The sequence below is a fragment of the Candidatus Thorarchaeota archaeon genome (genome assembly GCA_021498125.1).
Taxonomy (GTDB): domain Archaea; phylum Asgardarchaeota; class Thorarchaeia; order Thorarchaeales; family Thorarchaeaceae; genus B65-G9.
This window is the reverse complement of sequence record JAIZWL010000001.1, coordinates 218,256-240,641: the sequence shown is the minus strand read 5'-3', so window position 1 is coordinate 240,641 and position 22,386 is coordinate 218,256. Positions and strand designations below refer to the sequence as shown.

Annotated in this window: 17 protein-coding genes; 7 read left to right on the top strand and 10 right to left on the bottom strand. The window is 45.9% G+C overall.

From position 1 onward, the window contains the following. Positions 1 to 452 precede the first annotated feature (452 nt). A complete protein-coding gene (locus K9W43_01335) occupies positions 453 to 1,226 on the top strand; it encodes a hypothetical protein (GenBank protein ID MCF2135857.1) in 774 nt (257 codons plus the stop codon). Between the two features lie 68 nt (positions 1,227 to 1,294). Here K9W43_01335 and K9W43_01330 read toward each other — a convergent pair whose 3' ends face one another. The 3 genes from K9W43_01330 to K9W43_01320 all read right to left on the bottom strand — a co-directional run bounded on the left by K9W43_01330 (position 1,295) and on the right by K9W43_01320 (position 2,518). Further along, entirely contained in the window at positions 1,295 to 1,528 is a 234-nt protein-coding gene (locus K9W43_01330) for an Lrp/AsnC ligand binding domain-containing protein (GenBank protein MCF2135856.1), read from the bottom strand. Positions 1,529 to 1,675: 147 nt separating this feature from the next. Then, entirely contained in the window at positions 1,676 to 2,050 is a 375-nt protein-coding gene (locus K9W43_01325) for a hypothetical protein (protein ID MCF2135855.1), read from the bottom strand. Positions 2,051 to 2,137: 87 nt separating this feature from the next. Continuing rightward, on the bottom strand, positions 2,138 to 2,518 hold the full coding sequence (locus K9W43_01320; GenBank protein MCF2135854.1) for a hypothetical protein: 381 nt from the start codon (positions 2,516 to 2,518) through the stop codon (positions 2,138 to 2,140). A gap of 147 nt (positions 2,519 to 2,665) precedes the next feature. On the opposite strand from K9W43_01320, the gene K9W43_01315 reads away from it, so the two are divergent. Together K9W43_01315 and K9W43_01310 are read left to right on the top strand one after the other, a co-directional pair. Next, the gene (locus K9W43_01315; GenBank protein MCF2135853.1) at positions 2,666 to 2,962 is read left to right on the top strand and encodes a DUF167 domain-containing protein; all 297 of its coding nucleotides are present in this window, start codon (positions 2,666 to 2,668) and stop codon (positions 2,960 to 2,962) included. Between the two features lie 130 nt (positions 2,963 to 3,092). Then, positions 3,093 to 5,318, top strand: a complete 2,226-nt coding sequence (locus K9W43_01310) for an OPT/YSL family transporter (GenBank protein MCF2135852.1) — start codon at positions 3,093 to 3,095, stop codon at positions 5,316 to 5,318. Here the strand turns inward: K9W43_01310 and K9W43_01305 are convergent. Genes K9W43_01305 through K9W43_01280 form a run of 6 tightly spaced genes read right to left on the bottom strand, consistent with a single transcriptional unit; the run spans position 5,313 to position 18,252 of the window. Then, entirely contained in the window at positions 5,313 to 6,281 is a 969-nt protein-coding gene (locus K9W43_01305) for a hypothetical protein (protein ID MCF2135851.1), read from the bottom strand. The two genes, K9W43_01310 and K9W43_01305, sit on opposite strands and share 6 nt — an antisense overlap. 17 nt (positions 6,282 to 6,298) lie before the next feature. Continuing rightward, entirely contained in the window at positions 6,299 to 7,684 is a 1,386-nt protein-coding gene (locus K9W43_01300; protein ID MCF2135850.1) for a hypothetical protein, read from the bottom strand. Continuing rightward, entirely contained in the window at positions 7,681 to 9,003 is a 1,323-nt protein-coding gene (locus K9W43_01295) for a DUF58 domain-containing protein (GenBank protein MCF2135849.1), read from the bottom strand. Before K9W43_01295 ends, K9W43_01300 begins: the two co-directional genes overlap by 4 nt. 40 nt (positions 9,004 to 9,043) lie before the next feature. Beyond that, entirely contained in the window at positions 9,044 to 10,006 is a 963-nt protein-coding gene (locus K9W43_01290) for a MoxR family ATPase (protein MCF2135848.1), read from the bottom strand. A gap of 34 nt (positions 10,007 to 10,040) precedes the next feature. Beyond that, the gene (locus tag K9W43_01285) at positions 10,041 to 11,444 is read right to left on the bottom strand and encodes a hypothetical protein (protein ID MCF2135847.1); all 1,404 of its coding nucleotides are present in this window, start codon (positions 11,442 to 11,444) and stop codon (positions 10,041 to 10,043) included. A 22-nt stretch (positions 11,445 to 11,466) separates the two neighbouring features. Further along, the gene (locus K9W43_01280) at positions 11,467 to 18,252 is read right to left on the bottom strand and encodes a DUF4129 domain-containing protein (protein MCF2135846.1); all 6,786 of its coding nucleotides are present in this window, start codon (positions 18,250 to 18,252) and stop codon (positions 11,467 to 11,469) included. 176 nt (positions 18,253 to 18,428) lie between these two features. On the opposite strand from K9W43_01280, the gene K9W43_01275 reads away from it, so the two are divergent. After that, positions 18,429 to 19,034, top strand: coding sequence for an HD domain-containing protein (locus K9W43_01275; GenBank protein ID MCF2135845.1), 606 nt, complete (start codon positions 18,429 to 18,431; stop codon positions 19,032 to 19,034). On the opposite strand, the gene cyaB is transcribed toward K9W43_01275, so the two are convergent. Continuing rightward, positions 19,021 to 19,593: a class IV adenylate cyclase gene (gene cyaB / locus K9W43_01270; protein ID MCF2135844.1), complete on the bottom strand. Its 573-nt coding sequence runs from the start codon at positions 19,591 to 19,593 to the stop codon at positions 19,021 to 19,023. The two genes, K9W43_01275 and cyaB, sit on opposite strands and share 14 nt — an antisense overlap. Before the next feature lie 108 nt (positions 19,594 to 19,701). Here cyaB and K9W43_01265 point away from each other — a divergent pair, with 108 nt between their 5' ends. Genes K9W43_01265 through K9W43_01255 form a run of 3 tightly spaced genes read left to right on the top strand, consistent with a single transcriptional unit; the run spans position 19,702 to position 22,384 of the window. Beyond that, positions 19,702 to 20,961, top strand: a complete 1,260-nt coding sequence (locus K9W43_01265; protein MCF2135843.1) for a threonine synthase — start codon at positions 19,702 to 19,704, stop codon at positions 20,959 to 20,961. Between the two features lie 19 nt (positions 20,962 to 20,980). Continuing rightward, on the top strand, positions 20,981 to 21,406 hold the full coding sequence (locus K9W43_01260) for a nucleoside deaminase (GenBank protein MCF2135842.1): 426 nt from the start codon (positions 20,981 to 20,983) through the stop codon (positions 21,404 to 21,406). Positions 21,407 to 21,412: 6 nt separating this feature from the next. Beyond that, positions 21,413 to 22,384, top strand: a complete 972-nt coding sequence (locus K9W43_01255; protein MCF2135841.1) for an RsmB/NOP family class I SAM-dependent RNA methyltransferase — start codon at positions 21,413 to 21,415, stop codon at positions 22,382 to 22,384. The last annotated feature ends 2 nt before the right edge of the window (positions 22,385 to 22,386 follow it).

Genomic DNA, 22,386 nt, shown 5'->3' with positions numbered 1-22,386 from the left:
CGGAAATAGGTGTGTGCTATTGCTTGCGCTGAGATCACCATCTTAGGAGTGTTGTTGTATTTTGGTTTATTATTTCGACTATTCATAATTATCACCTTCTAAATGAATACAGGCAAGAGAATGCCTTTGCCTGGACAATCTCTGGGGATTCATAGTTGCGACGAGGCCGATTATGACGACTGCTATGTCGAATCATCGAGACCACCTCACCATCCGATCAATACTATTAAATTCGTCAAATGGCTCAATTGGTAGTTCTTTTCGATCATGTCTAAGAGTAAGAATCTCGCGCACCATGTTAATCACCAGATGGTTTGTATATCAAACTATAACTTCTACCATAGTTGTTAATCAAATCCATATAAAGGTTTGTTTGACACACTATTTTTGGTCGATGGGGTTGTTTCATATACTATAAACGTATTTTTATATGGGGGGAGGGGTATGAAACAGTGACTATGACCGCCTCAATAACGAACCAACCTGAAGATATTGACAGGTTGACAGACACATTAAGAGAGATAGAACTGACTGCTGAGGGACGCACGCCCCAGAAGGAATTGGTCTTTGTGACCAATGAAGAGATAATTCAGACCTTGGAAGACCCAGTACGTCTTGCAATCCTCAAGACCATGAAAAAAGGCGTACAGGACATCATCACCACTCGTATGAGAGATGATGAAACTGGTGATCTCATTATACGGCAACGTGAGGTCAAACGGCATGCGCTCTCAGTAATAGAAATCGTGAAATTATCTGCAATGGATGATGAACTTGAGGCCGTCACAAAGAATCAGGTATATCATCATCTACCGAGATTGATTGAGGCAGGACTGATCATCAAATATGGAACGGTGACAACGGGAAAACGAACGACGGACTATTATCGAAGAACTGCAAAGGGATTCGTCATAGCAACAACACCAAGACTCACAGGTGCACGTCTCTTAAAGGGGCGAGTCAAGCAAGCAATAGACCGGTTGAACGATGTCTTCGGATATAATTTTTCAGAGGATGAAAAAAAGAGATTATCCGAGCTTGTAGTCAAAGCATGGACAATTGAATCAGCGGGCAGGGAAACAATTGCCAAAATGATCAAGGGAGATGTTGTAGATAGTGATGTCCTTGACCTCTACGAATTCTTGCTCAATGTCCACGCAACAGGCATAGACAAATGGATTGAAACCCAAAAACAGATTCGGGCCATTTTGTTTCCTGAGAAATAGAGTGAATAGTATTCCGACATCTTGTGGTTTGGCCAATTGAAACCGAGTAATCATTATCAGGAACTCGATTATATGGCGCAGACATTTGTGGCGGTCTCTATAACGCCATCAAGCGATTTCAATTTATCCACAACGAAACGACTCATCTCATCGTTATCCTTGAACTCGGCCTTTACGATCATATCATACGCCCCAAAGATGATATGAACTTGTTTTGTCTCTGCAAAAGACTTGACCTTTTCAAGAACACCCCTTGTAGAGTCCGTGCGAACCTTGAGCATGATAAAAGCAACAACGGCCATAGTAGATCCCTCATAATATAATTGGGCTCTCCGACTATCTAAATCTACTGCCATTTTGATTTATTGAGAATCATTGATAAGTTACAGAGAATCATGTTGACCTACAGACGGCCAACATTGAATCATCACATATGAAAAAAAGGCAGTCTATACACTATCACGAAGGTCAAAAGCGGTCTTAGCAAGATCAATCTGCGCAAGTTCTGGATCCGCATCGGGAGTTGCCCATGCCACTAGCCAAGTCCCGGCTGTTACAAGGCTCATGAGGAGATGGCCTTTTTTCTTGTCGGCTGTGGCTACAAAGGAGGTCTCATCCAAGTATACACGATGATACTCGACCTTATTCACTCTGATTTTTTCGGGTGCGGTCTTCAGAACAGATGAGAGAGATTCTGCTTCATCTACAAGATCCCAGTTCGAGGTCTGCCATGCAACTGTGGATCCTTTGATAACAGCAAATGCCTGAATCTTCGGATTAGCAGTATACAAGGCGTTCCAGGCTTGACCGATTGGATCTTCCATTAGCATCCCTCAAAAATAAAATATCGAGGCCGGATAGGGGTAGAAAATCATATGGCCCCTCATCCTGCCCCATATGTATAGATGTGTTTAGATTTTGCCCTTGAGCTTCTTTGCCGCGCGGTCAACGTCCACATAGATTTGATCAGGACGCGCACTTGGGTCCGCCCATGCAACAACGAACTTGTCACCCTCAATCTTAGCCAGAACAAGTGTACCGTTTCCAGCCACACTGCGAGCCACAAGACTTTCAGGTGTCACTCGAATTGTGCTGTACTTCACTTGATTCTGTACCACAGATGTGGCGCCCTTCACGACTGCAGAACCAAGTCCTGGTGCATCAGCAGTTAGATCCCAGTTACTACTTTGCCAGAGAACCTGACCTGACGTGGTAATAACGCCAAAGGCCTGGATCAGTTGTCCAGAGTCATTATATGCTTGTGTATATGCGTCCATTACTGGATCAGACATTGAAATTCACCCCGTTGGAATTACTCGTTAAATCCTTACTATGTATTCAGAACGTTACCCGATTTAAGTAAATCTCAGTGGGCCTCTCGCCAATCTGAATTTACAGATTAAGGCACACTAAAATGGGTAGGGTCACATGAAAAAGGCATGGAAAAAACCGCCATCTGGGAAAAACAGTCCCGCATATTCATACGTGTTCTTGTGAGACCCAACTCCAGGTCAAAACGATTTATTGAAGAGATCACAGATACTCACATCAGTATCAATCTTCGAGGGCCTGCCAGAGAAGGGAAGGCCAATACGGAACTCGTGAAAAGACTTGCAAAGATCATAGGAATATCAACGTCGCACATCATGATTGTCACGGGACACAAGTCAAGAGAAAAGATACTTGCGATCGAGGGACCATCAGTCCAAGAGATCATTGAAACGTTGAGATTGTAATAAGAACGAGGCCAGATTTGTGCCAAACCTATAAAAGATGGGCCGCTCCAGCACTCTTTCGCACGTTCGGATGAACAAGCTATCTCTCGCCGAAGCCACACACCGTTGACATCACCCGGAGACCGCCCCCTTGCTTAAAGACCGTAGATCAACTCGAACAACATTGGCAGGTCTATTTGGTGCGGGGTTGTTCTATGTCTTTGTGGTCATGTGTGAGGGCCGCTGGTACGATCCAAGTGTTATCTCAGCAGGGATAATAGAGGGCACTCTTCTAATCGCATCTCTGAGACACGAACGGGTGACAAAGAGAGATTTGGGAGTGAGTGGCCTATTCATCATACTATTTCTTGGAACAAGTCTTGGTGTGGGCGTCTTTACTGAAATGACCATAATGGGTATCAGCGGAATCATAATCTATCTTGGTGCATTGGTAGAACCCAAGTTCCCATTAACAAAGAGAGCAATAGTCACAGGGATTGGTGTGGGTATTGTGATGACATTTTTGGGCATCTATCTTGCTCTCAAATTGGGAATGGTGTACTTTGTGGGAGCCGAGATGCTCGGAGCATTAGTTCTGGGTGCTAAGGGGGAATACACCAAGGAAGAGAACACAATAGTCGTAGCAATAGCGAATGGGGCATCTATGATATCTATTGGCGTACTCATTACATTTCCGGCAATAGAGATTTTCGCACCAGATGTGGCGGCAAGTCTAATCACGTATCCATTTATCGTCTTTGTGACTGGAACAAGTGCGATCTTTGGACTATTGCTACTTGCACCCTTTAGAGAACAGTTTGAGAGAGAACCGTGGCCACAAGTTAAACCTCAAGCCGAGTGCATAATATCAATGGGGCTTGACAAGGATGCCAAGAAGGATGTAGCAGAAGGAGTGTTGATATCAGCAGCATGGGTCGGTGCGGCAAAAGTAGCCGAGGCGTCAACTGGAGAATCACTCTCAACATTCCCGTACATGATTAAGTCGACTATCCCATCTGCTGCCGCAATCCCAAATTGGATAGGGATGAGCAATTCACCGCTTATCGCCGCAATTGGATACTTTGTGGGATGGAAACGAACGCTCACGCTTATTTTAGGGAGCCTTATGACACTGATGATCTGGATCTTTTTGGAGGGCGCTCAACCAATCTCGTATAGTGCACATCTTCACAGACCCGAGATACTCTATCTTGCGTTAGGAATCTTTGCAACAGTCATCGCAGGAGATTTTGCAACCAGTAGAAAAGATGATTCGCTGACCTACGATCGGTTTGAACAGATGTTCATCGAACGCACTAAAAACCAACAACAGGATTTGTCGCTCATAATAGATTGGCCTCATAAGGTTTCAGAAGAACCACGATTATTGCGTGTCAAGGAGGAACTCTTCTCATTACAGACGTTTAAGGAGGACTTCCGACAACTTATAGAGAATCCGCGAGAGTTCCTGCGAGCCAGAAATGGTCAAGTCCCAGTATGGGTTGCCCTCGTATCAATAATCCTGTTCATGATCATTGGTACAGTAGTCTTTTTCGTACTACGACCATTTGCCGGATTGGAGATTCACTGGCTTCTGTTCATACTGGGATCGCCATTAGCATTGGTTTCGGCATATTTCACAGCACGGGCAATCAGCGAAACGGGAATGCTTGCTGGATACATTTCAGATATTATAGCGATTCCAGCAATATTATTCTTCAGAACCACATTCCAAGCTGTCACTACGTTCATGTCCATGTTGGGAGCACTTCAGGATGCTGCCGTCGCGTTACTTGTACATCTGAAACTCGGAAAACTCACAGGGGTTCGAGGAAGAGATATCTTCAAAGCCGTATTTTTAGGAATGATGCTGGGAACGTTCGTTGGCTCGTTAATGACATATATGGTCTATTCCACATATCATTTTGGTACTGCCGAGTTCCCTGCACCAGCAGCCCAGCTTTTTGGATTTCTTGTGCTAAGTCTTCAGGGGCTTGGGCATCTCATGTTACCAGGCATGGACAGCCCCATCTTTCAGGGAGTGCATCCGATTATTCAGTTCGTGTACCTGCTATCGTTTGGAGTGATCGGGTATCTAGTTGGTCGGGAAGTTCACAAACGTGGGTCAAGTCCCATCAGTCTGGTCGTGGGCCTGCTGATACCCCCTGCAACATCAGTAACCATGCTCATCGGCGCATTTATTGACTACCAACAAAAGAAGAAATCCGGGGAAACAATAGATATGTATCCCGATCGAATCGAGAGCGCAGAGATGCAACAGGATAGGACAAGTCGAATTCTTAGCGGGATTGTTGCAGGTGAGGCAATAGTGACGGTTGTCTGGGTAATCTGGAACGTAATCATGCTACTGCTATGATAAAGACGCTACCTCTTCACCTAACAGTTGTAGAAAACGAGGAAAGTCTTCTCGTTTCATACTACCTCCACAAGCAGCTGGATGACCACCACCTTGAGCATCATTGAGGAGGGGGAGAATTTTGTTCAGAGCACGATTCAGATTGATTGTCGAATTTCGACGCCTGATAGACATATCGATCTCGTCATCAGATGAGCGAGCACTGATCCCTATTGGTGAGCCTGTTGCATAGGCTGCGAATTTTGCGCTTTTCCCACGATAACCGTGGACAGGCATATCAAGGACATAACCGACAGGCCCCATCTTGCGTGCATGCGTCTGTACATATCTAAATACCTCATGCTCTACACGCGTTGCCTTCATAGCAAGCGTCACGATGTTGTTCATAGCACTTGGTTCAATTCCCAACGTGAGCTCCCAAGTGAGATCTTTTGACTCCCTGCGATAATCAATTTCTTGAAGAGCTTGAACAAGTAGTGCCGCCTCAAGATAGAGCGTTCGTTTATCAAAGTCTTCGAAATGTTCCCTTGTAAAAGGAGTGTCATCACAGTAGTCGGCAACTGCGCCATATAGAGCTAGCCTGAGAGCATGCTCTGGTAGTCTGTCCTTAAACTTTCGATACATCAGTTCAGCAGCACAGGGACCAATCTGATGGAACAGATCTACTCGTTTCGCCAGCTTTCGCTTGTATTTTGCTTCCATAGGATGATGGTCGGTCCAATGAATCACAGTGTCATCAGGAAACCGTGACAATGCTCTAAGAATGTCATCAAAATGAGCGGTGTTCAGAGCAATATCACTGATAGAAACTACATCGGGCCGATCTTTAGCGACCCGATAGAGATCTGTATGAATCTGAGAGGGCTTTGTGAAATAGAGATAGGACCCCGGGAAAGCCAACAGACCAATGGCACCGGAGGTGATTCCATCAACATCACCATGTGTGAGAACAAAAGACTTCATTCATCTCACTTCCGAGTTCATGACTTGTAGATTTCATCTAATGCGCGATCCCATTCATCTTCTTCGGCATCCGGCTTTCGTTTGCGTTTTCTCCAACGTTTGAATCGCTCGCGTCGAGCACGTTCAAGTTCTCGCATCTTACGCTCCAATTCCTTTCTGCGTTTCCGGAGACTTCGTTTTTCCTCACGGCTCAATTTGGGCTCGTCTTCCAACCTTTCTTGTGACAACCAAGTTATCATGGCCGCTGCAAAGGCAAAGGTGAGCAATACTGGCACTAGAAAGAGCACAACAATCTCAGGTTGCTGTAGCTCTACACTGTTACGAATTCCGGGAGGGAGATTAAGGAGATTCATGAGAAATGCAGGATTTAGAAGGAAAAAGGACACTGCCACCACACTGAGAAACCGGATGACAGACCCAATGATTGTAGAACTGATCACATAAGCTGAAGAGGGAGTAGCAGCTTTGGCGGTGAGCTCGTCACGAGCAGAGGAATCTGTTGCAAGTAATTCATCTACATAGATATTCAGACGCCGTACATCACTAATCGCATCTAGATTTTCAAGCGCCTTGTGACTACCGATGATTTTTCGTTCGATGACCTCACGTAAGAATGAAAATGCAGTTGCGCCAGTTGTTCGACTCATTGTTGAAGAGGACGTTCGCTCCCCACGCTCTATAGCGTCTTGGCGGCGGGTGGCTGACCGCAAAGCTAACAGTTGCTTCTTCAATGTTTCTTCCCGGTCTTCAACGGGTTTCCCTACGGAGTAGCTGTAAATCATTTGGTAACTGAATTCGAGATATGCAAATGACACGATTGCCAAGATCTGCATACCGGACGCGAGAAAGGTGAGAAAATCACCAGAGGGAGGGGAGCCACCATAAATGGGCAAATCTCGAAAGGCGGCCACAATAAGAATTGCTTGAATGGAGAGAAAGGCACCTCCAACGAACTTGTGTTCCATTCGAAATAGAGATTGCAAAAACATCGCAATACCAATTCCTGCAAAGAGAAAATACAGAAATGTAAAGGTGTCATCCCATAACTGAAAAGCTAAATCAAAGATCTGTGTCGAAAACACTTGAAATACTTGATAGACATCAGTAAGAGGACCATGGGAACCGTATGGTTGGAGATACCAGAAGTGGAGTGCCATTGAGTTATAGAGACCTACAACCAAGCTATTGGCCATATGCCCTCCCAGTACTATACTGGCTATACCATTCACCACGATAATGGTCACAAAGAACAATATGAGGGAGAGAACACGAAAGACGGTCACAATGAAAGTGTAGGGAGAGGCCCAGTCCCAATAACCCGATAACTGGTTATAGACAATCCAGCACATATAGACAAAAGTTGTGGTGGATAGAATACGCAGAATCCATGTGACTATCTTCAATGTAGTGCAACCCCCCTTTGCTTTGCCAAATTGTACTGCTTAATGATCACAGGCAGGAAGTCTTCTGGGCCGACATTTACAACATCAATACCAAAACGTGATAGGGCTCGTGCGATCTTACTACGACGCTCCCAGAGCTCCTCCTGAACAGCCTCAGCAAGAACACGTTCTACTGGACCAAACTGCCCTACAGGCGCCTCGAACCAAGGACCAAACGGGCTGATAATTTGGGCCTTATGCCCGTTTGCAATAACCCGTTTCATTGCAGTCAGCAGTGGCCCCGGGCTCTCCTCCAAATCGGTGAGAAAAATGAATAGAGTACGCTTTGTGAGCTGTCGGGTGACATACTCCACTGCCTCTGGAAAATTACTCCAGCCTATTGGTTCAGCAAGGGCCAATGATTCCAATACTTCAAACATATGGTTAGGCTTTAGACTTGGCGGGACAAATGTATGCACTTTATCGGAGAATACACAGGTTCCAACAAGATCTTTTCGTTCAATTCCCATATAGGAGAGAAGAACAGCAGCACGAATTGCATATTCTAATTTGGTGTTTTCAGGATAGCCATTACCCATACTACCTGACGTATCAATCATACACACGATCTGAATATTCTTCTCCATCTCGAACTGTTTAACAATCATCTTACCACGACGAGCACTTGCCTTCCAATCAATGAGCCGAAAAGCATCTCCAGGAACATAATCACGGAACCCTGCAAAGTCCGTGCCCATACCAACTGTCTTTGTTCTGTGAGCTCCAAACATGAGACCAAGCTGCCTCTGCTTGCCAAGTGACTCCATTCTGCGTACATCTTTCCAAGTAGGATATACGAGAATCTCAGTACGTGCCTTTAGAGTTCGTTTGTAGTAGTGTAGACCCAGACGATCGCGCATAATGACCTCTGTAGGGCCAATATAGTATCGACCACGCATTCGCGCTTGCAAGATATAGGAGAAGGTAATACTACTTCCAGGTTCGATTCGCGATGCTATAAAGTTCTCACCAATGGCCAATATCCAAGTCTCGGGATATTGATCCCAGATTTCAATGAAGTCGAAATGCCTGTGAGATACATTCTTGATTGTGACACGGACCCGTAGAAAATCACCAGAAAAGACCTTTCCCTTGTCTATCTGGCGCTCCACTTCAATCCCCGAGAGGTTTGCAGTAAGTGCAAAAAGAGGTAATGTAACAACGAGACCGACCAATAGATATACCCCTATCATAGTGAGATAGAAGTTCATGTAGGCGAATCCACTTGTCAGTAAAAGAACGCCACCGAACAGAACCACAAAGCCTCTCTTAGTAATCACAGCATATCGTCTCCAGTGAACAGTATGTGACCGATAGAGTCTATCGGGGACAGTCGATTTCACCTAGTATCTTGGACACGACACGTTCTACAGTCATTCCCTCGAGCTCAGCCTCGGGTTTAAGTAATAACCGATGGTTGAGAGTCTGAATTGCGAGCTTTCGTACATCCTCGGGAATGACGTAATCACGCCCTTGCATGGCTGCACGTGCCTTTGATGCACTCATAAGTACGAGGGAGGCCCGAGGGGAACCACCAAGAAGAATTTGAGGGTCATTTCGGGTGCGAACAATGAGGTCTCGAATGTAAGTGATGATGTCATCATCGATGTATACCTTTTTACAGGTGTTTTGCATCCGAACAATGGTTTCCGGATCCGCTAGAACCCGCAGGTCAGTTGCCTCACCAATATGTTTACGTCTGATGACTTCTGCCTCCTCACTCTTAGTAGGATAATCAAGAATCAGACGGAACATGAACCGATCAAGCTGTGCCTCAGGCAGGGGGTAGGTGCCTTCTTGCTCCACAGGGTTTTGAGTGGCAATGATCAGAAACGGTTCAGGTAACTTTCGTGTCACACCCTCAATTGAGACCTGACGTTCTTCCATCACCTCGAGCAGTGCACTCTGAGATTTAGGGGGACATCTGTTGATCTCATCTGCAAGCACCAGATTGGCAAATACTGGACCTTTCCTGAACCAGAATTCGCCACTGCGCTGATTGAAAACATTACTACCAAGAATGTCCGCAGGGAGTGTGTCCACGGTGAGTTGTATACGTTTGAACTGGCATCCCAAAATGGACGCAAAAGTCCGAGCCATGTACGTCTTTGCAAGACCCGGAACACCTTCAAGCACAACATGACCATTGGACAACATTGCAATCAGACAGTCCCGTAGGATGTCCGTCTTGCCAACGATCACTCGTTGGACCTCACGGATGATCTCGGTTGTCAAACTGTGGACCTCATCAATGCTTAATGCATCGACAGAACCACCGCCCATTGTGTCAGTCTCGTCTAAAGTCATATCTATTACCTCACTTTTTTGTAGCGATAAGTTTGTTCTGTATATTGCGCATGAAGAAGAACAAATCCATCATCTCATTCTCATGAATTTTCATGGCGGGATTTGCTGCTATCTTCTCGATACGCGTTATCGTCTTAAAGAAATCATTTCGTTTCAATTTCGGATCTTTTGCTTTGAGAAGATCCCATACTTTTTGTGAATCATACTCGGCCCATAGATACTTTCGTTTCATATCGCGCCGCAATTTACGATATAACATCTTAATTACACGGGCATAATTGCCCTCAGTCCTGTAATAGGCCATACGCTCACTGAAATATGTCTGCCCCCGACGCAAGAACACCTCTGAAACCGCTTTTACCTCGGGTTTCTTCATATCTGGCAGGTATTTCTTTATTCCCACAACCGTAACAAAAGGATAAAGGAATGATACAAATGGGAGCGTCGACAGCCAGATAACTCGACTAAGATATAATCCAAAGAAGAATTCGGGTGCGTACCATGGCACTGCAAGTAGATTTTCGCAGAAAACAATTGTCTGATTCTGCTCTCCATGAGTAGCCCAATTAATCACATTATGAGCAAATTGACGATTATCACCACGATTAATCATATCATTTGTAAAGATACTTGGGTCACTTATCGCAACAATGCGACCCCCACGCGAACCATCACCAACCAGCCCTCCAAGATCTAGAGCCCCAACCACTGGCAGGGAACCATTCCATTCACCATCATCAGGATACGGATTGGGGTCGGTAATATTTCGATCGCACCATGATCGTTCGGAGGTCCATGCTATACCTGCCAGACCCAATGCCGAACGCGGATTGATTGCAGTGGCCCAATTTAGATGCAGACTGGAAACACCAACGGTCAAGGCACCACCATCAAGTCCGGGACGAAAATCGGTGATGATAGGAAGCTTCGGGCTCTTGTCGTACGAGTTCAGATCGAGAAGAACACCACCGGTATAAGAGAGAATACCATGAACTGGAACGGGAGCATGCTCGGTGACCTGACCGGAAATCAAAGTATTAAGCAATGCAAAGGAGGCATTCGCAGTCCCAAAATCATCGGCTATCACAACGCTGCCGCCATTCATTAAATGATCAAAGATGACAAATATTGCATCAATAGAGAAGTCACGAACGGGACCCGTGATGACAAGAACAGCATTGCCCTCATATCGTGTGACAACACTCATCGACGATTGAATGGCAACAGGTGTATAGCCCATAGATTCTATGTCTTCTCTGAACGTACTCAATCCATTCCAGCCCTGATTATAGATGCTGAAGTCCTGAGGATAGACATCGGGAACATTCGACACATTTGAAACGAACAGCATCCCGACTGGAATCCAAGAAAGGGCGAATAAAACAATCCAGAGAGCCTTCTTCGGATTCATCATAGTTCCTTACACTCCAATCGGATCAGTCGGTTGTTCCAACATCTAAACGCGGATAGAGATCGGTAAAGATACGGACTGCTTCTTCATACTGACCTCGTGTGATCTCATGCTGTGAGAACCGTGCCTCTTCATAGATATTCACAAACTGATCAATAGCAGTAGCATCAAGAGGCAATGACTTGAGTACCCGGTCAAGATATTCACGAGCCGTTTCAGAATTGAGACGCTCTGTGCCCGTTTTCAATCCACACATCTGCTCAAAGGTACGATATGCAAGAGTCACTGCAGCATCATACTTTCCGGCATCTGCAAGCTTCTTGATGTTGCGAAGCTTACTTGGAATGTCCACACCACCCACTCGTTTAGAGGGATGGAAGAAACCTCTGACGAAGTAAAGATACAGCAGAACCGCGATAACTGCACCTGCCAGAGCAGTAATTGGAATTAACAAATCACCTAGTTGCATATTACCACCTGTATTAGCTTGAACTTGGATCGTAAATCTTGAAACTGAAATAGGATTCGTTTCAGTTGGAACTTCAATAGAAACCTCATAGATACCCACAACCGTTCGAGGAGCTATCACTACTGAGAAAGAACCATCATCACCTGTTGTTGCTGTGTAAGTGGTCCCATTTACAGCTATCGTGAGCCTACGTCCAACAATAGGAATTGCATTTGGCGAGTCGTCAGTGAGTTGTCCACTAATGACGAGTTGTGATCCCGCCACCTGAACTGTTTCAACAGAGGATGTGAAGACCACTTGAGTGAAGATATGAATAGGTACCTCCCCTTCAGCAGTTGAGCCATCAATATATGAAGACTCGATACCATCGAATTCCGCACTCACAACATAATAGCCACTTGCTGAAATGGATGACGGAACTTGAAACTCAATAACCACCCATGCGCCAGAATCAATATTCTCAGTTGAGAGAAGGGAATTATTGAGATAGACGCGCACTACCCCAGCAATTAAATTGCCATCGGAATCTGTGAGCCGAATACTGACGCTGAAATTCTCACCAGTTGTGACCGTATATGTATGATCTACGTAGACAGACAATATACTCTGTAATTTCACCGTCACATCCCATGTGCCCACAGCCCCACTCAACTCGTAGTAGAAATTGGTCACGTTCACGCTGAATGTATGCGGGCCAAGAGGAAGATCACTCGGAACCGAATAGGTGAGTACAAAGGCCCCTTGACTAAGTGTAGTTGTAGTCACACTAGTGGGAGCACCATCGACTAATAGGACAAGCGGTACATCTTGGACTGGCCCATGTGTATTAGTCACAGTCCCGTTCACAATTAGTTGATCACCACGATAGACGACGGTCACTCTTTGCGGATTAAGCGTGATCGTGACAAGATTGTAAATCTCGATAGAATCACTGGCTTCTGCGGACTCAAAAGAGGCATCAGGACGCACAAATTGAATTGTAAAGGTTATGACCCCAACTGAGTTATCCCAAGGAACTGTAAATGTGAAATCATAATCACCATCGGTATCTGTGGCCACAGAGTCAACTTGGCTCCCGGACCAGAGGAGGGCTATTGTATATCCCACCATGGCCGAACCAGTACCGTTCCCCCAGTGCAGCGAGCCACCCAGATTGATTGTGTCACCCACATACGCTGAGTCATCAAAATACGTGAGAGTCAAATTAACAGGGATTGGCAGAATCTCAATAGTCACTGTTTCCGAATCACTGCCGACAATATACGAGCTTGAGGGAGTACAAGATGCCCAAACGGTCGTAAAGCCAGTAGTTGTTGAAGCATCAATAGTGAAAATATACTCGAAGGACCCATCAGGTTGTGTAAGGACCTGACTAATAAAGAGCGGACTCAAGCCATCACTCAGATGATCCCAATAGAGGCTCACAGCTGCACCACTGTACGGTGAACCATTGCTCAGATAGAGCGTTCCAGAGATATTGAGATGATCACTCAGGTAGGCGGGATTATTCGGATTCACAAACAACGTCCATACGAGTGTGATTGCACTAATATTAAGGGTAATCGAGTCTGTTGAGTCAGCGATCCAGTTATCAGGAGAATAAAACGCCACCGAGAGTGTGTGTAGACCGGGGGATGTACTTTCTGGAATCATCCACGAGATCGAGAAAGAGCCATCAGTAAGTGTGACTGTTGAATCAACAGGAGTTCCATCAAAGAGAAGGGTGATAGTGGCGGATGGTAGGGGGACATCTGGTGCTGGCTCGGTATAATAGAGCCCGCCACTGAGATCTACCCAGTCTGTGACATAGTAATCTGTTCTCCCACCAGTAGTATTGTATCCAATAATGGCTGTGACCCATTGTTCCAAAGTTATAGCAATGTGAGCTGATGAATTGGCGTTGTACAGACGGGAACCTGAAAATTCACCATAACTAGTGATACCAGTCCATACTGTATGCTCCTGGAAACCAGTAAAAACAAAATTCATCCAACCAGTACTGTTTGTGGTCTCTGAATGTAATGTATAAAGAGAACCATTGTTCCATCGAATGAGGATTGTTTCTCCTTGTATATCAGTACCATTGTCGAAGTAGAGATGGACTGAGAAAAAGATTGATTCGTTCAGTTTTGCGGTAGTAGGACTTGCAGTGAAATCAATATTGACATCATATCGCATTGCAGTCACAGTGAATGGGCTACTCTCTGCATCGGCAGTCAGTGGATCAGTGCTAGAGTAGTTTGCCTTGAAAGTGTAATCACCTGCGCCCTGACTGAGTGTAAATGTGTACACATATTGATAATCGCCATTAGAGTCGGTCTGTGACTGGCCCAAGTAGGTCCAAGTACTTCCTTCAAGAAGATAGATGCGCACCCATTTCCCAGTCAACTCAGGCGATCCGCCCTGATGCGCTAGATTCCCTGTCAACACGACCGAATTATCAAGATATACTGCCGCAGGACCAGTAAGTGATAGTTGAAGTGGATAGAGAATCAGATCCACATCAACCCCAGGAGAAGAGGATGCATCATCCCAGAGCTGTTGAGTGCTTGTATACGTTGCCCAGATCGTGATTGTGGTCGTACTGTCTTTAGTTGGAGAACAGTTGTAATAGAAATTATAATAACCCGTAGAGTTTGTCACATAACCAGAATATGTCAGGAGAGTTCCGTTACTCAATTGCATATGTATCGTAATTGACTCACCTACTATTGCAGTACCATTGTGCTGAAATGTCAATCGACCCGAGACCCATATGGTCTCATTGAGATGGTATGATGTTGAATTAGTCTGGGTTGTGAGTGAGAGCCTATACAGAATTATTGTTGCAGTCCTATTTGCAGAGATAGCATCAGTCCATAATGGATCAGTACTGGTATACTGAGCCCAGATGTAGATCGCTCCAAGAGCATCATCAAGCGTCAAATTATATTGGAATGAATAAGCGCCAGTCGCATCGGTGTATTTTGTGAAGTTCATAAGTTTGGTTGCATTCCTATAATATATCGTGACCATTGCCCCACCAAGCGGATTGCCATTATGCTGAAAGGTCAATGTCCCCGAAACAGTAATGGATTCGTCTTGATGATATTCCGCGGCATCAAGAGTAGCAGTCAAATCGACTTGGAACAATTGCACAGTAAGCGTGCCAAGAGTAGCTGAAGCATCAGAGTGCAATCGAGTCCATGATGTGAAGGATACGCTCACATCAACAGTACCAACATCATCTTTGGATGGAGAGAAGTTGTAATAGAAATCGTAGCGTCCTTGACTATCTGTCAGTAGTGTGTAATAATACGTATCGGTGGCATTTGTCCATGATAAGACCACTTGCCGACCGACGATAGGACTGCCATTCTCAAAAGTAAGAGATCCCCAGATATGAGCGGTCTCATTAAGGTGGTATACGGTAGAATTAGAGGTGATATTCAGATGGGTGGTATAGTTTGTAATAGTCAGTAATCGAATATCGGAAACATCATCCGCAAAGGCAGCCCAAGGTGATACAAACTCGGCCCAGCAACTGATGGTTCCAAACTCGTGATTAAGAGGAATTGTATATGAGTACGTGTAGATACCAGTGGCCGCACTTGTTAAGACCACTGATAGATTATAGGTACTTGTACTATTTTGCCACCAAATAGTGACGGGAGCATTTCCGAGAAGTGATCCTTGATCCGGCACAGACACGGTTCCCGAGAATGTTACTAATTCAGCAGGATGCGCGGGAGACGGGGAAACGGAAATCGTCACATCGGTAGCCCACTTCTCCACGGTGATTGAGAGAGTGGGAGAGGTGGCACCCTCATAGGAGGGAGAACTGGATACATACTCTGACCAATAATCAACTGATCCAAAATAAGCATCTGTGACCGTATAATTAAACTCGTAATAGCCGTTGGCATCAGTAGTCGCTGTGCCGATTTTAACAGCACCACTTCCGGTGTCCCAATAGATATCAACATCCTGCCCAACCAGACCAGACCCATTAAGCTGATCAGTGAGATACCCGAATATTGTAATCTTTTCATAAGGATGGACTACATCAGGATCTTTTGGAGTAGAATCGATAGTCAGTGAAGCTGCCTTAAGTTGGACTTCCACATCGACCGTATTGCTCCAGTTTCCTGCAATACCTGTATAGGAGGAAGTCCAGTTTGCCTGAGCTGGAAAAGTTCCCAGAGGCTGTGCAACAGGAATGATATAATCATAGCTAAAGCCACCAGTGCTGTTTGTGGTCACATCTGTTATCCATGTACTGTCGAAGAAGATCCCAATGGTCTCGCCTACCAGAATGGTCCCATTTCGTAGCTCGCAAATACCGTCATAATGCAGGGTACCCCCACGAGCCACTGGAGAAGGCGTCGCTGTGAGCGTAAGCGCAATGTTACCTTGTAAGTCGACAGTCGAATTATCAGCGGATCGGGCGGGTAATAAGATAGGAATGCCCTGAGAATTGTACTCACCAAGATATTCCGACCATACCTCATGTGTTCCAACAGTCATTCGAACATGATCTGAGGGGTCTAGAGGAATGTCCAGTTCATACGAACCATCCGATTGAATGGTCGCATTACCCATGAAGTAGTCGTCCCACATGATACGAATCTGGTCATTATTTAGGGTCGTGCCATCTACAGGATCACCACCCACGGTCATGACCCCATGAACGTGCAAGATGTCATCCCAATAGGCAACATAGTCGTCTAGACCTAGGCTAAGATCCACATCATATGTTTCACTGAGAGTAAATTGTGGGGAGGAGGGGCCATTCGGAGAATAAGGATTAGGTTGTGCCACAACGTACACGTATGTAAAGTTCTCAACCTGTTCTGTGGGGCCCTGAAAGATAGCAGAGATATTATGGAGACCAGGTGTCGCATCGTCAGGATAGGCATATGTCAGATTTGCCAAGGGTAGGAAAGTACCCTGCTCAATGATGGCGGTCCCCATCAAGTGATTGTCGGTGTTATCGCGGAAAGTGATCTGCTGCCCTGAAACTGGGACACCACCAGATAATAACAGGGCACTGATCACAAAATCATCACCAGTGACCACCCAGCCCTGAGGAGTGTTTGCCCAAGTATATAGCTTGAGTTCACCCGGCGTGTTCATGGGAATCTCGGTCCCGGAGCCAGAGGGCAGTGGTAGTGGCAATATCTGTACCCATTCACCAGTTGTGCTGGATGTTGGAATATAGACCTCCGCCCAGAAGGTCATATGCAGGACCTTTAGGGCCCTATAGCCACCAAGATCATCACCAACTGCAAATCCTGCAACATACCTAGCAGGAATACCAAGATGTCTCATGAACACACAATACGAGCTGGCAAAATCCATCGGCAGTCCACCACCACGTTCGAGGAACCAATCGGTCGTTTCTCGACCTTCCTCGGGGCGGATATTATATTCAGAGGCATTCATTATCAGTTTGAACTTGGTCTGGAAATAGGTTGCCACTGTTGTTGCTGTCTGAAATGCGGTCGCTGAAGAGTCTTCAAATTGTGAGATGTTATCGATTACGCGCTGTGTAAAGTCAATACCATCCAGAGTGGAGGGCCCATACATGGCCCAGATGTCTGGGGGTGAGCTATCACCACGTAGAGAGTTATCTGCTATTGACGAGAGATCCTGACTTCTGAACGTGAGATCATATGCGACTAAAACATGCTCCCCAGTGGGGGCTGAGAGAAGTGGACGGAACTGTACAACGCCAAGCGCGTCAAGAGATAGATCGTAATTCAACAGACGGGAGGGAGTATCAACTTGAAAATGGCCATCCTCGATCTGGCCAGTCACAAAAGAGTCTTGGATAATGAGCGCATCTGGAAATAATGTGGGCAGTCGAACCGCTCCAACATTTGGGCCCGCTGTAACATTCAGGTAGACGGTGTAAATCGTATTGCCTAGTGCCTCAGCCTCTGAGCGGGTTATCAGGTTTAGAGTCACATTACTCATTGCCGCATCAGTCTTCTGCCAAGATGAACCTGTATATTCGTCGTAAGCATCATAACGCCACAACTGAACCGGCTCTGTGGGTGACTCGATAAACATAACGTCATTAAGATGCTCTAGAAGATCATCGGGTAATGTCTGATTGAGAGGGAGTTGATTATAGTCCATGTTATCAAACCAATTAGTAGACGAACCGCCCCAGTTGATGTTGTAGGGCCATGGAACTACATCGCTGTACCGCTCATGGGGGATCTCAGTCCTAACGTTCCCCGTCTGAATCTGAAAGAAGACGACCGTACCCCACATAAGCATCGCAATAACAGCAACTGTACCAAGAATTGTAGTCAAACCCATCTTACGCCTTGGAGTTATTGTGGCGGCTGTCATATTAGGTTCACACTCGTCTACGTAAATAGCAGGCTATTAGGTGCGGCCGAGTAAGTACCTTCTTCACTTGTGTTAAAAGGATTAAAGCGTTTCCCGTAGGGAATCTATCGAAAAAGCGAAAATCGAATAATTATGGTCAAAATTACATGAGTGGATAGGTGATCTCATTGACACAGATGACTGAGAGCGAAAAGTTACTTGATGCATATGTCAGAGGCATTTTTGCGGGATACAAAAAGGGGGCACATACCTACGATCATACGTTACGAGTCTACATGATGTCACTACAGATCGGAAATGAACTTGATGCCAATCTACGTGTATTAGGAGCGGCTGCACTTCTACATGACATCGGCCGCGTGAGAGAAACTGAGACTGGAATATCGCACTCGATCCTCTCAGGTCAGATGGCACGTCCTGCACTCCGACAGGCAGGATATTCAGAAGAGGAGATCACCCAGATAATTGAAGCAATCCGGACTCACAGGTTCAGTGAGGGACTCACCCCAACCACTCTTGAGGGTCACATCCTCAGCGATGCCGACAAACTTGATGCAATGGGAGCAGTAGGAGTCTACAGAGCGATTGCTCAATCAGTGAGAGATGGAAGGGATATGGAAGGATTTCTTCACCATGCCGATGAAAAACTATTGAAATTAGCAAATCTGATTCACACCCAACCTGCTAAACGAATGGCACACCAGCGACATCAGATTCTACAGTCGTTCGTCGAACAGCTGAGAGAAGAGATCTCTCTGGAGGAAGGTCTTACTTCTCAATGATAAGCTCCAAGTACGACTTGCGAATCATCGTAACAGGATCGAGATGCAACATACGTGCAATCTCGAAGAGATGATCACGAACAGCGGGGATAGCATCTTTGGAAGCCGTAATTGACTCTAATTCGACAAAGGTTCCTAGGCCCTCGACTACATCAACACAGACCTCGACATCGTTCATGTGATAGATAGTCCGTGTCTTTCGAACAACAGCCACATCACGAAAACCAAGGTGCTCGATGATAGCAATGAGTCCGTTCTTATCAGAGATTATAGAATTGATCTCAACTCGTGTCTTAGAGAGAGGGTCTAGCTTTGGCCCCTTATAGGTCAGTTCAATGCGAGCGATCCCTTCACCTTGCAGAGCAGAAGGAGGCTCGGTTCGTACATGACGAAGGCGAAGTGCCTCATCGGTCTCGGCAAAATCACGACAGGGATGGTTAAAATAGTGATCCTCGTGATGTTCGATCCGTTCTGGCTGAAGCCCCAAGTTGGTCAGCATTGTGGTAATATTGTGGGTATGCACGGGAATCTTAATTTCAACCTCAAAGGAGTCGTTCATGGCCATCAGTAAGGCAATAGTACCCCTCTTTGAATATTAGTAATTGTGTGTGATTCCAAAAGCCACATATCCTATCTTGCGGTGATAATGTTTCCCCGAGGTATAAACTTGCCAGTATACAGTAAGATACAGTGTTCCCGATGCGGTAAGACATACGATTCCCACAGGGTTCCAGCCAATGATGCATGTGGAGGAAGAATAGAATTTTACCTTGATATCGAAGCGCTAAAGGAAAGGGTGACACGCAAGAGTCTCGACAGTCAAAAGGTGGGGCTCAGGAGATACATTGAGTTCTTACCACTCGAGGATGCTACCACGATCACAACCCTTGGAGAGGGAGGAACACCGTTACTACAAAGCAATAGATTGGCCGAAACCCTGGGTTTGCAGAGTCTATATCTCAAAAATGAGACCGTCAATCCAACAGGATCGTTTAAGGACAGACCGATCAGTGTAGGAGTAAACAGAGCGTTTGCGGACGGATCCCATACTGTTGTCTCTGCCTCCTCGGGAAACGCGGCTTCCGCAATGGCCGCCTATGCTGCAAGGATGGGATTGAGAGCAGTAGTACTGGTACCCGAAGACATACCACGCGGAAAACTAACACATATACAAGCTCTTGGGGCACTTGTGTTTAGAGTTAGAGCAATTGAAACCGGAATAGATCCAACGACTCAGTTGCTATGGAAACTAAACGAATTGGAGGGGTGGACGCCAGTTCCATCATTTGGACCATTCAATGGATTTCAATTTGAAGGGACAAAGACCTTGGGATATGAGATAGTAGAACAACTTGAGTGGGACGTGCCGGACTGGATCCTGTTCCCAACGGGTAGCGGTGGACTGATGGCCGGAACCATGAAGGGATTGCTGGAACTCTACGAGATAGGCCTCATTGATAGACTACCACGACCAGTAATTGTCCAGCCTAAAGGATGCGCTCCAATTGTGCGAGCGTACACTCAGTCATCTGACAAGATCAAACCATGGGGAGAACCTCATACAAGTTGTGGAGGTCTCGCAGACCCGATACCGTGGGACGGAGATGCAGCTTTGAAATATCTCTATCAGGCCAACGGTACAGCGATCGCGGTCTCAGATGAGGACACTACGAAATGGCTGCTCAGACTGGCAAAGACAGAGGGGATTTTTGCGGAACCTAGTGGGGCCGCAGGATTAGCGGGACTTGAGATCCTCGTAAAACAGGGAGTTATTGACAGACAGGATACTGTGGTCGTTCCTATCACAGGAAGCGGATTTAAGGATCTTGAGTTTGCAAGAAGTCAACTTCCGGAAACACCCGTTATCAACCCAACTATAGACGATCTCAAATTGGATCTGACAACTGGAGGCAACTCAACTGATTGAAGAACAATTACGAAAATTCATGAATGAGGCAATTGCAGAGGCGAAACGTGGACTTGAGGAGGGAGGAATCCCAATTGGTGCAGTATTGGTCATTGATAACAAAATAGTAGGGAGAGGCCACAACCAACGGGTTCAAAGGGGCAGTGCAATTCTACACGCTGAGATGGATTGCCTTGAGAATGCCGGACGCCTTACTGCTGAACAATACAAGAAGGCAACCCTGTTTTCAACACTGTCACCATGTGACATGTGTAGTGGAGCTGTCCTGCTATACGGAATCCCGCATGTGGTCGTTGGAGAAGATACGAACTTTCAAGGTCAAACAGAGTATCTTCGAAAAAGAGGTGTGAAAGTGACGATCCTTCAAGATCCCACATGCATCGAGATGATGAGCAAATTCATCAAAGAAAATCCTTCGTTGTGGAACGAGGACATTGGTGAGTGAACAGGAATGGGCAAGAAACAGGTACGCGAGCATGCAAAAATTCTCGCAAAGAAATACGGGTATCTTCCATACATGATCGAGAGATACATTACACTTTGGGGAGAAGAGGAGACACTTCAGTTCTTGGATGCATGTGAACGTCCAGTACGTACAGCCATTCGTATCAACACATTGAAAGCAGATATCAAAGATGTAGTTGAACGCCTTGAGGAAAAAGGTGTCAGATTAGAACAGATCCCATGGATTCCGGAGGGGTTCTGGGCGGATTTTGGGGAGATGTCCCCAGGTGCACTGACTGAACACATGTTGGGCGAATACTACATCCAGGGGACACCATCTATGACTGCCACGCGGGTCTTGGATCCGCAACCGGACGAGATCATCATGGATCTTGCAGCGGCACCCGGAGGAAAAACAACACACATTGCCCAGCTCCAACAGAACAGGGGAATCATTATAGCTATCGAACAGGACAGATTAAGAATAGGAAGTCTAGAGAGCAATATTTACAGATGCGGTGTGACCAACGCAATTGTTCTTCGTGGTGATGCTCGGAAAATAAAACCGATTGGAATCACACCAGATAGAATCTTACTTGATGCACCATGCTCAGGAGAGGGTCTCATTCCATTAGATCATTCAAGAAAGACCAGCAAGACAATGCCGGATATCCGATTCTGTGCAACTGTTGAGGACGAACTTCTGCATACAGCTGTTGATGCCTTAGCACCAGGGGGAACAATGGTCTATGCGACTTGCTCTATTGCCCCTGAAGAGAATGAATACATCGTTGACGGGATCCTTCACCGCCACCCAGAAATGAAGATAGTGCCAATCGATCTCGAATTCGGCAGTCCGGGAATCACCAGTCCCTACGGAATCCAAATGAACAAATCACTGGCATTAGCTCGTAGATTTCTGCCACACTTGCATGGCACAGAGGGCTTTTTCATCTGCAAGATGACCAAGGAGGCATAGCG

Bases quoted from the DNA above. Each gene is read 5' to 3' on its own strand.
- K9W43_01330 (MCF2135856.1), bottom strand. From the start codon at position 1,528: ATGGCCGTTGTTGCTTTTATCATGCTCAAGGTTCGCACGGACTCTACA.
- K9W43_01325 (MCF2135855.1), bottom strand. From the start codon at position 2,050: ATGGAAGATCCAATCGGTCAAGCCTGGAACGCCTTGTATACTGCTAAT.
- K9W43_01320 (MCF2135854.1), bottom strand. From the start codon at position 2,518: ATGTCTGATCCAGTAATGGACGCATATACACAAGCATATAATGACTCT.
- K9W43_01315 (MCF2135853.1), top strand. From the start codon at position 2,666: ATGGAAAAAACCGCCATCTGGGAAAAACAGTCCCGCATATTCATACGT.
- K9W43_01305 (MCF2135851.1), bottom strand. From the start codon at position 6,281: ATGAAGTCTTTTGTTCTCACACATGGTGATGTTGATGGAATCACCTCC.
- K9W43_01290 (MCF2135848.1), bottom strand. From the start codon at position 10,006: ATGGGCGGTGGTTCTGTCGATGCATTAAGCATTGATGAGGTCCACAGT.
- K9W43_01285 (MCF2135847.1), bottom strand. From the start codon at position 11,444: ATGATGAATCCGAAGAAGGCTCTCTGGATTGTTTTATTCGCCCTTTCT.
- K9W43_01280 (MCF2135846.1), bottom strand. From the start codon at position 18,252: ATGACAGCCGCCACAATAACTCCAAGGCGTAAGATGGGTTTGACTACA.
- K9W43_01275 (MCF2135845.1), top strand. From the start codon at position 18,429: ATGACTGAGAGCGAAAAGTTACTTGATGCATATGTCAGAGGCATTTTT.
- cyaB (MCF2135844.1), bottom strand. From the start codon at position 19,593: ATGAACGACTCCTTTGAGGTTGAAATTAAGATTCCCGTGCATACCCAC.
- K9W43_01260 (MCF2135842.1), top strand. From the start codon at position 20,981: ATGAATGAGGCAATTGCAGAGGCGAAACGTGGACTTGAGGAGGGAGGA.
- K9W43_01255 (MCF2135841.1), top strand. From the start codon at position 21,413: ATGGGCAAGAAACAGGTACGCGAGCATGCAAAAATTCTCGCAAAGAAA.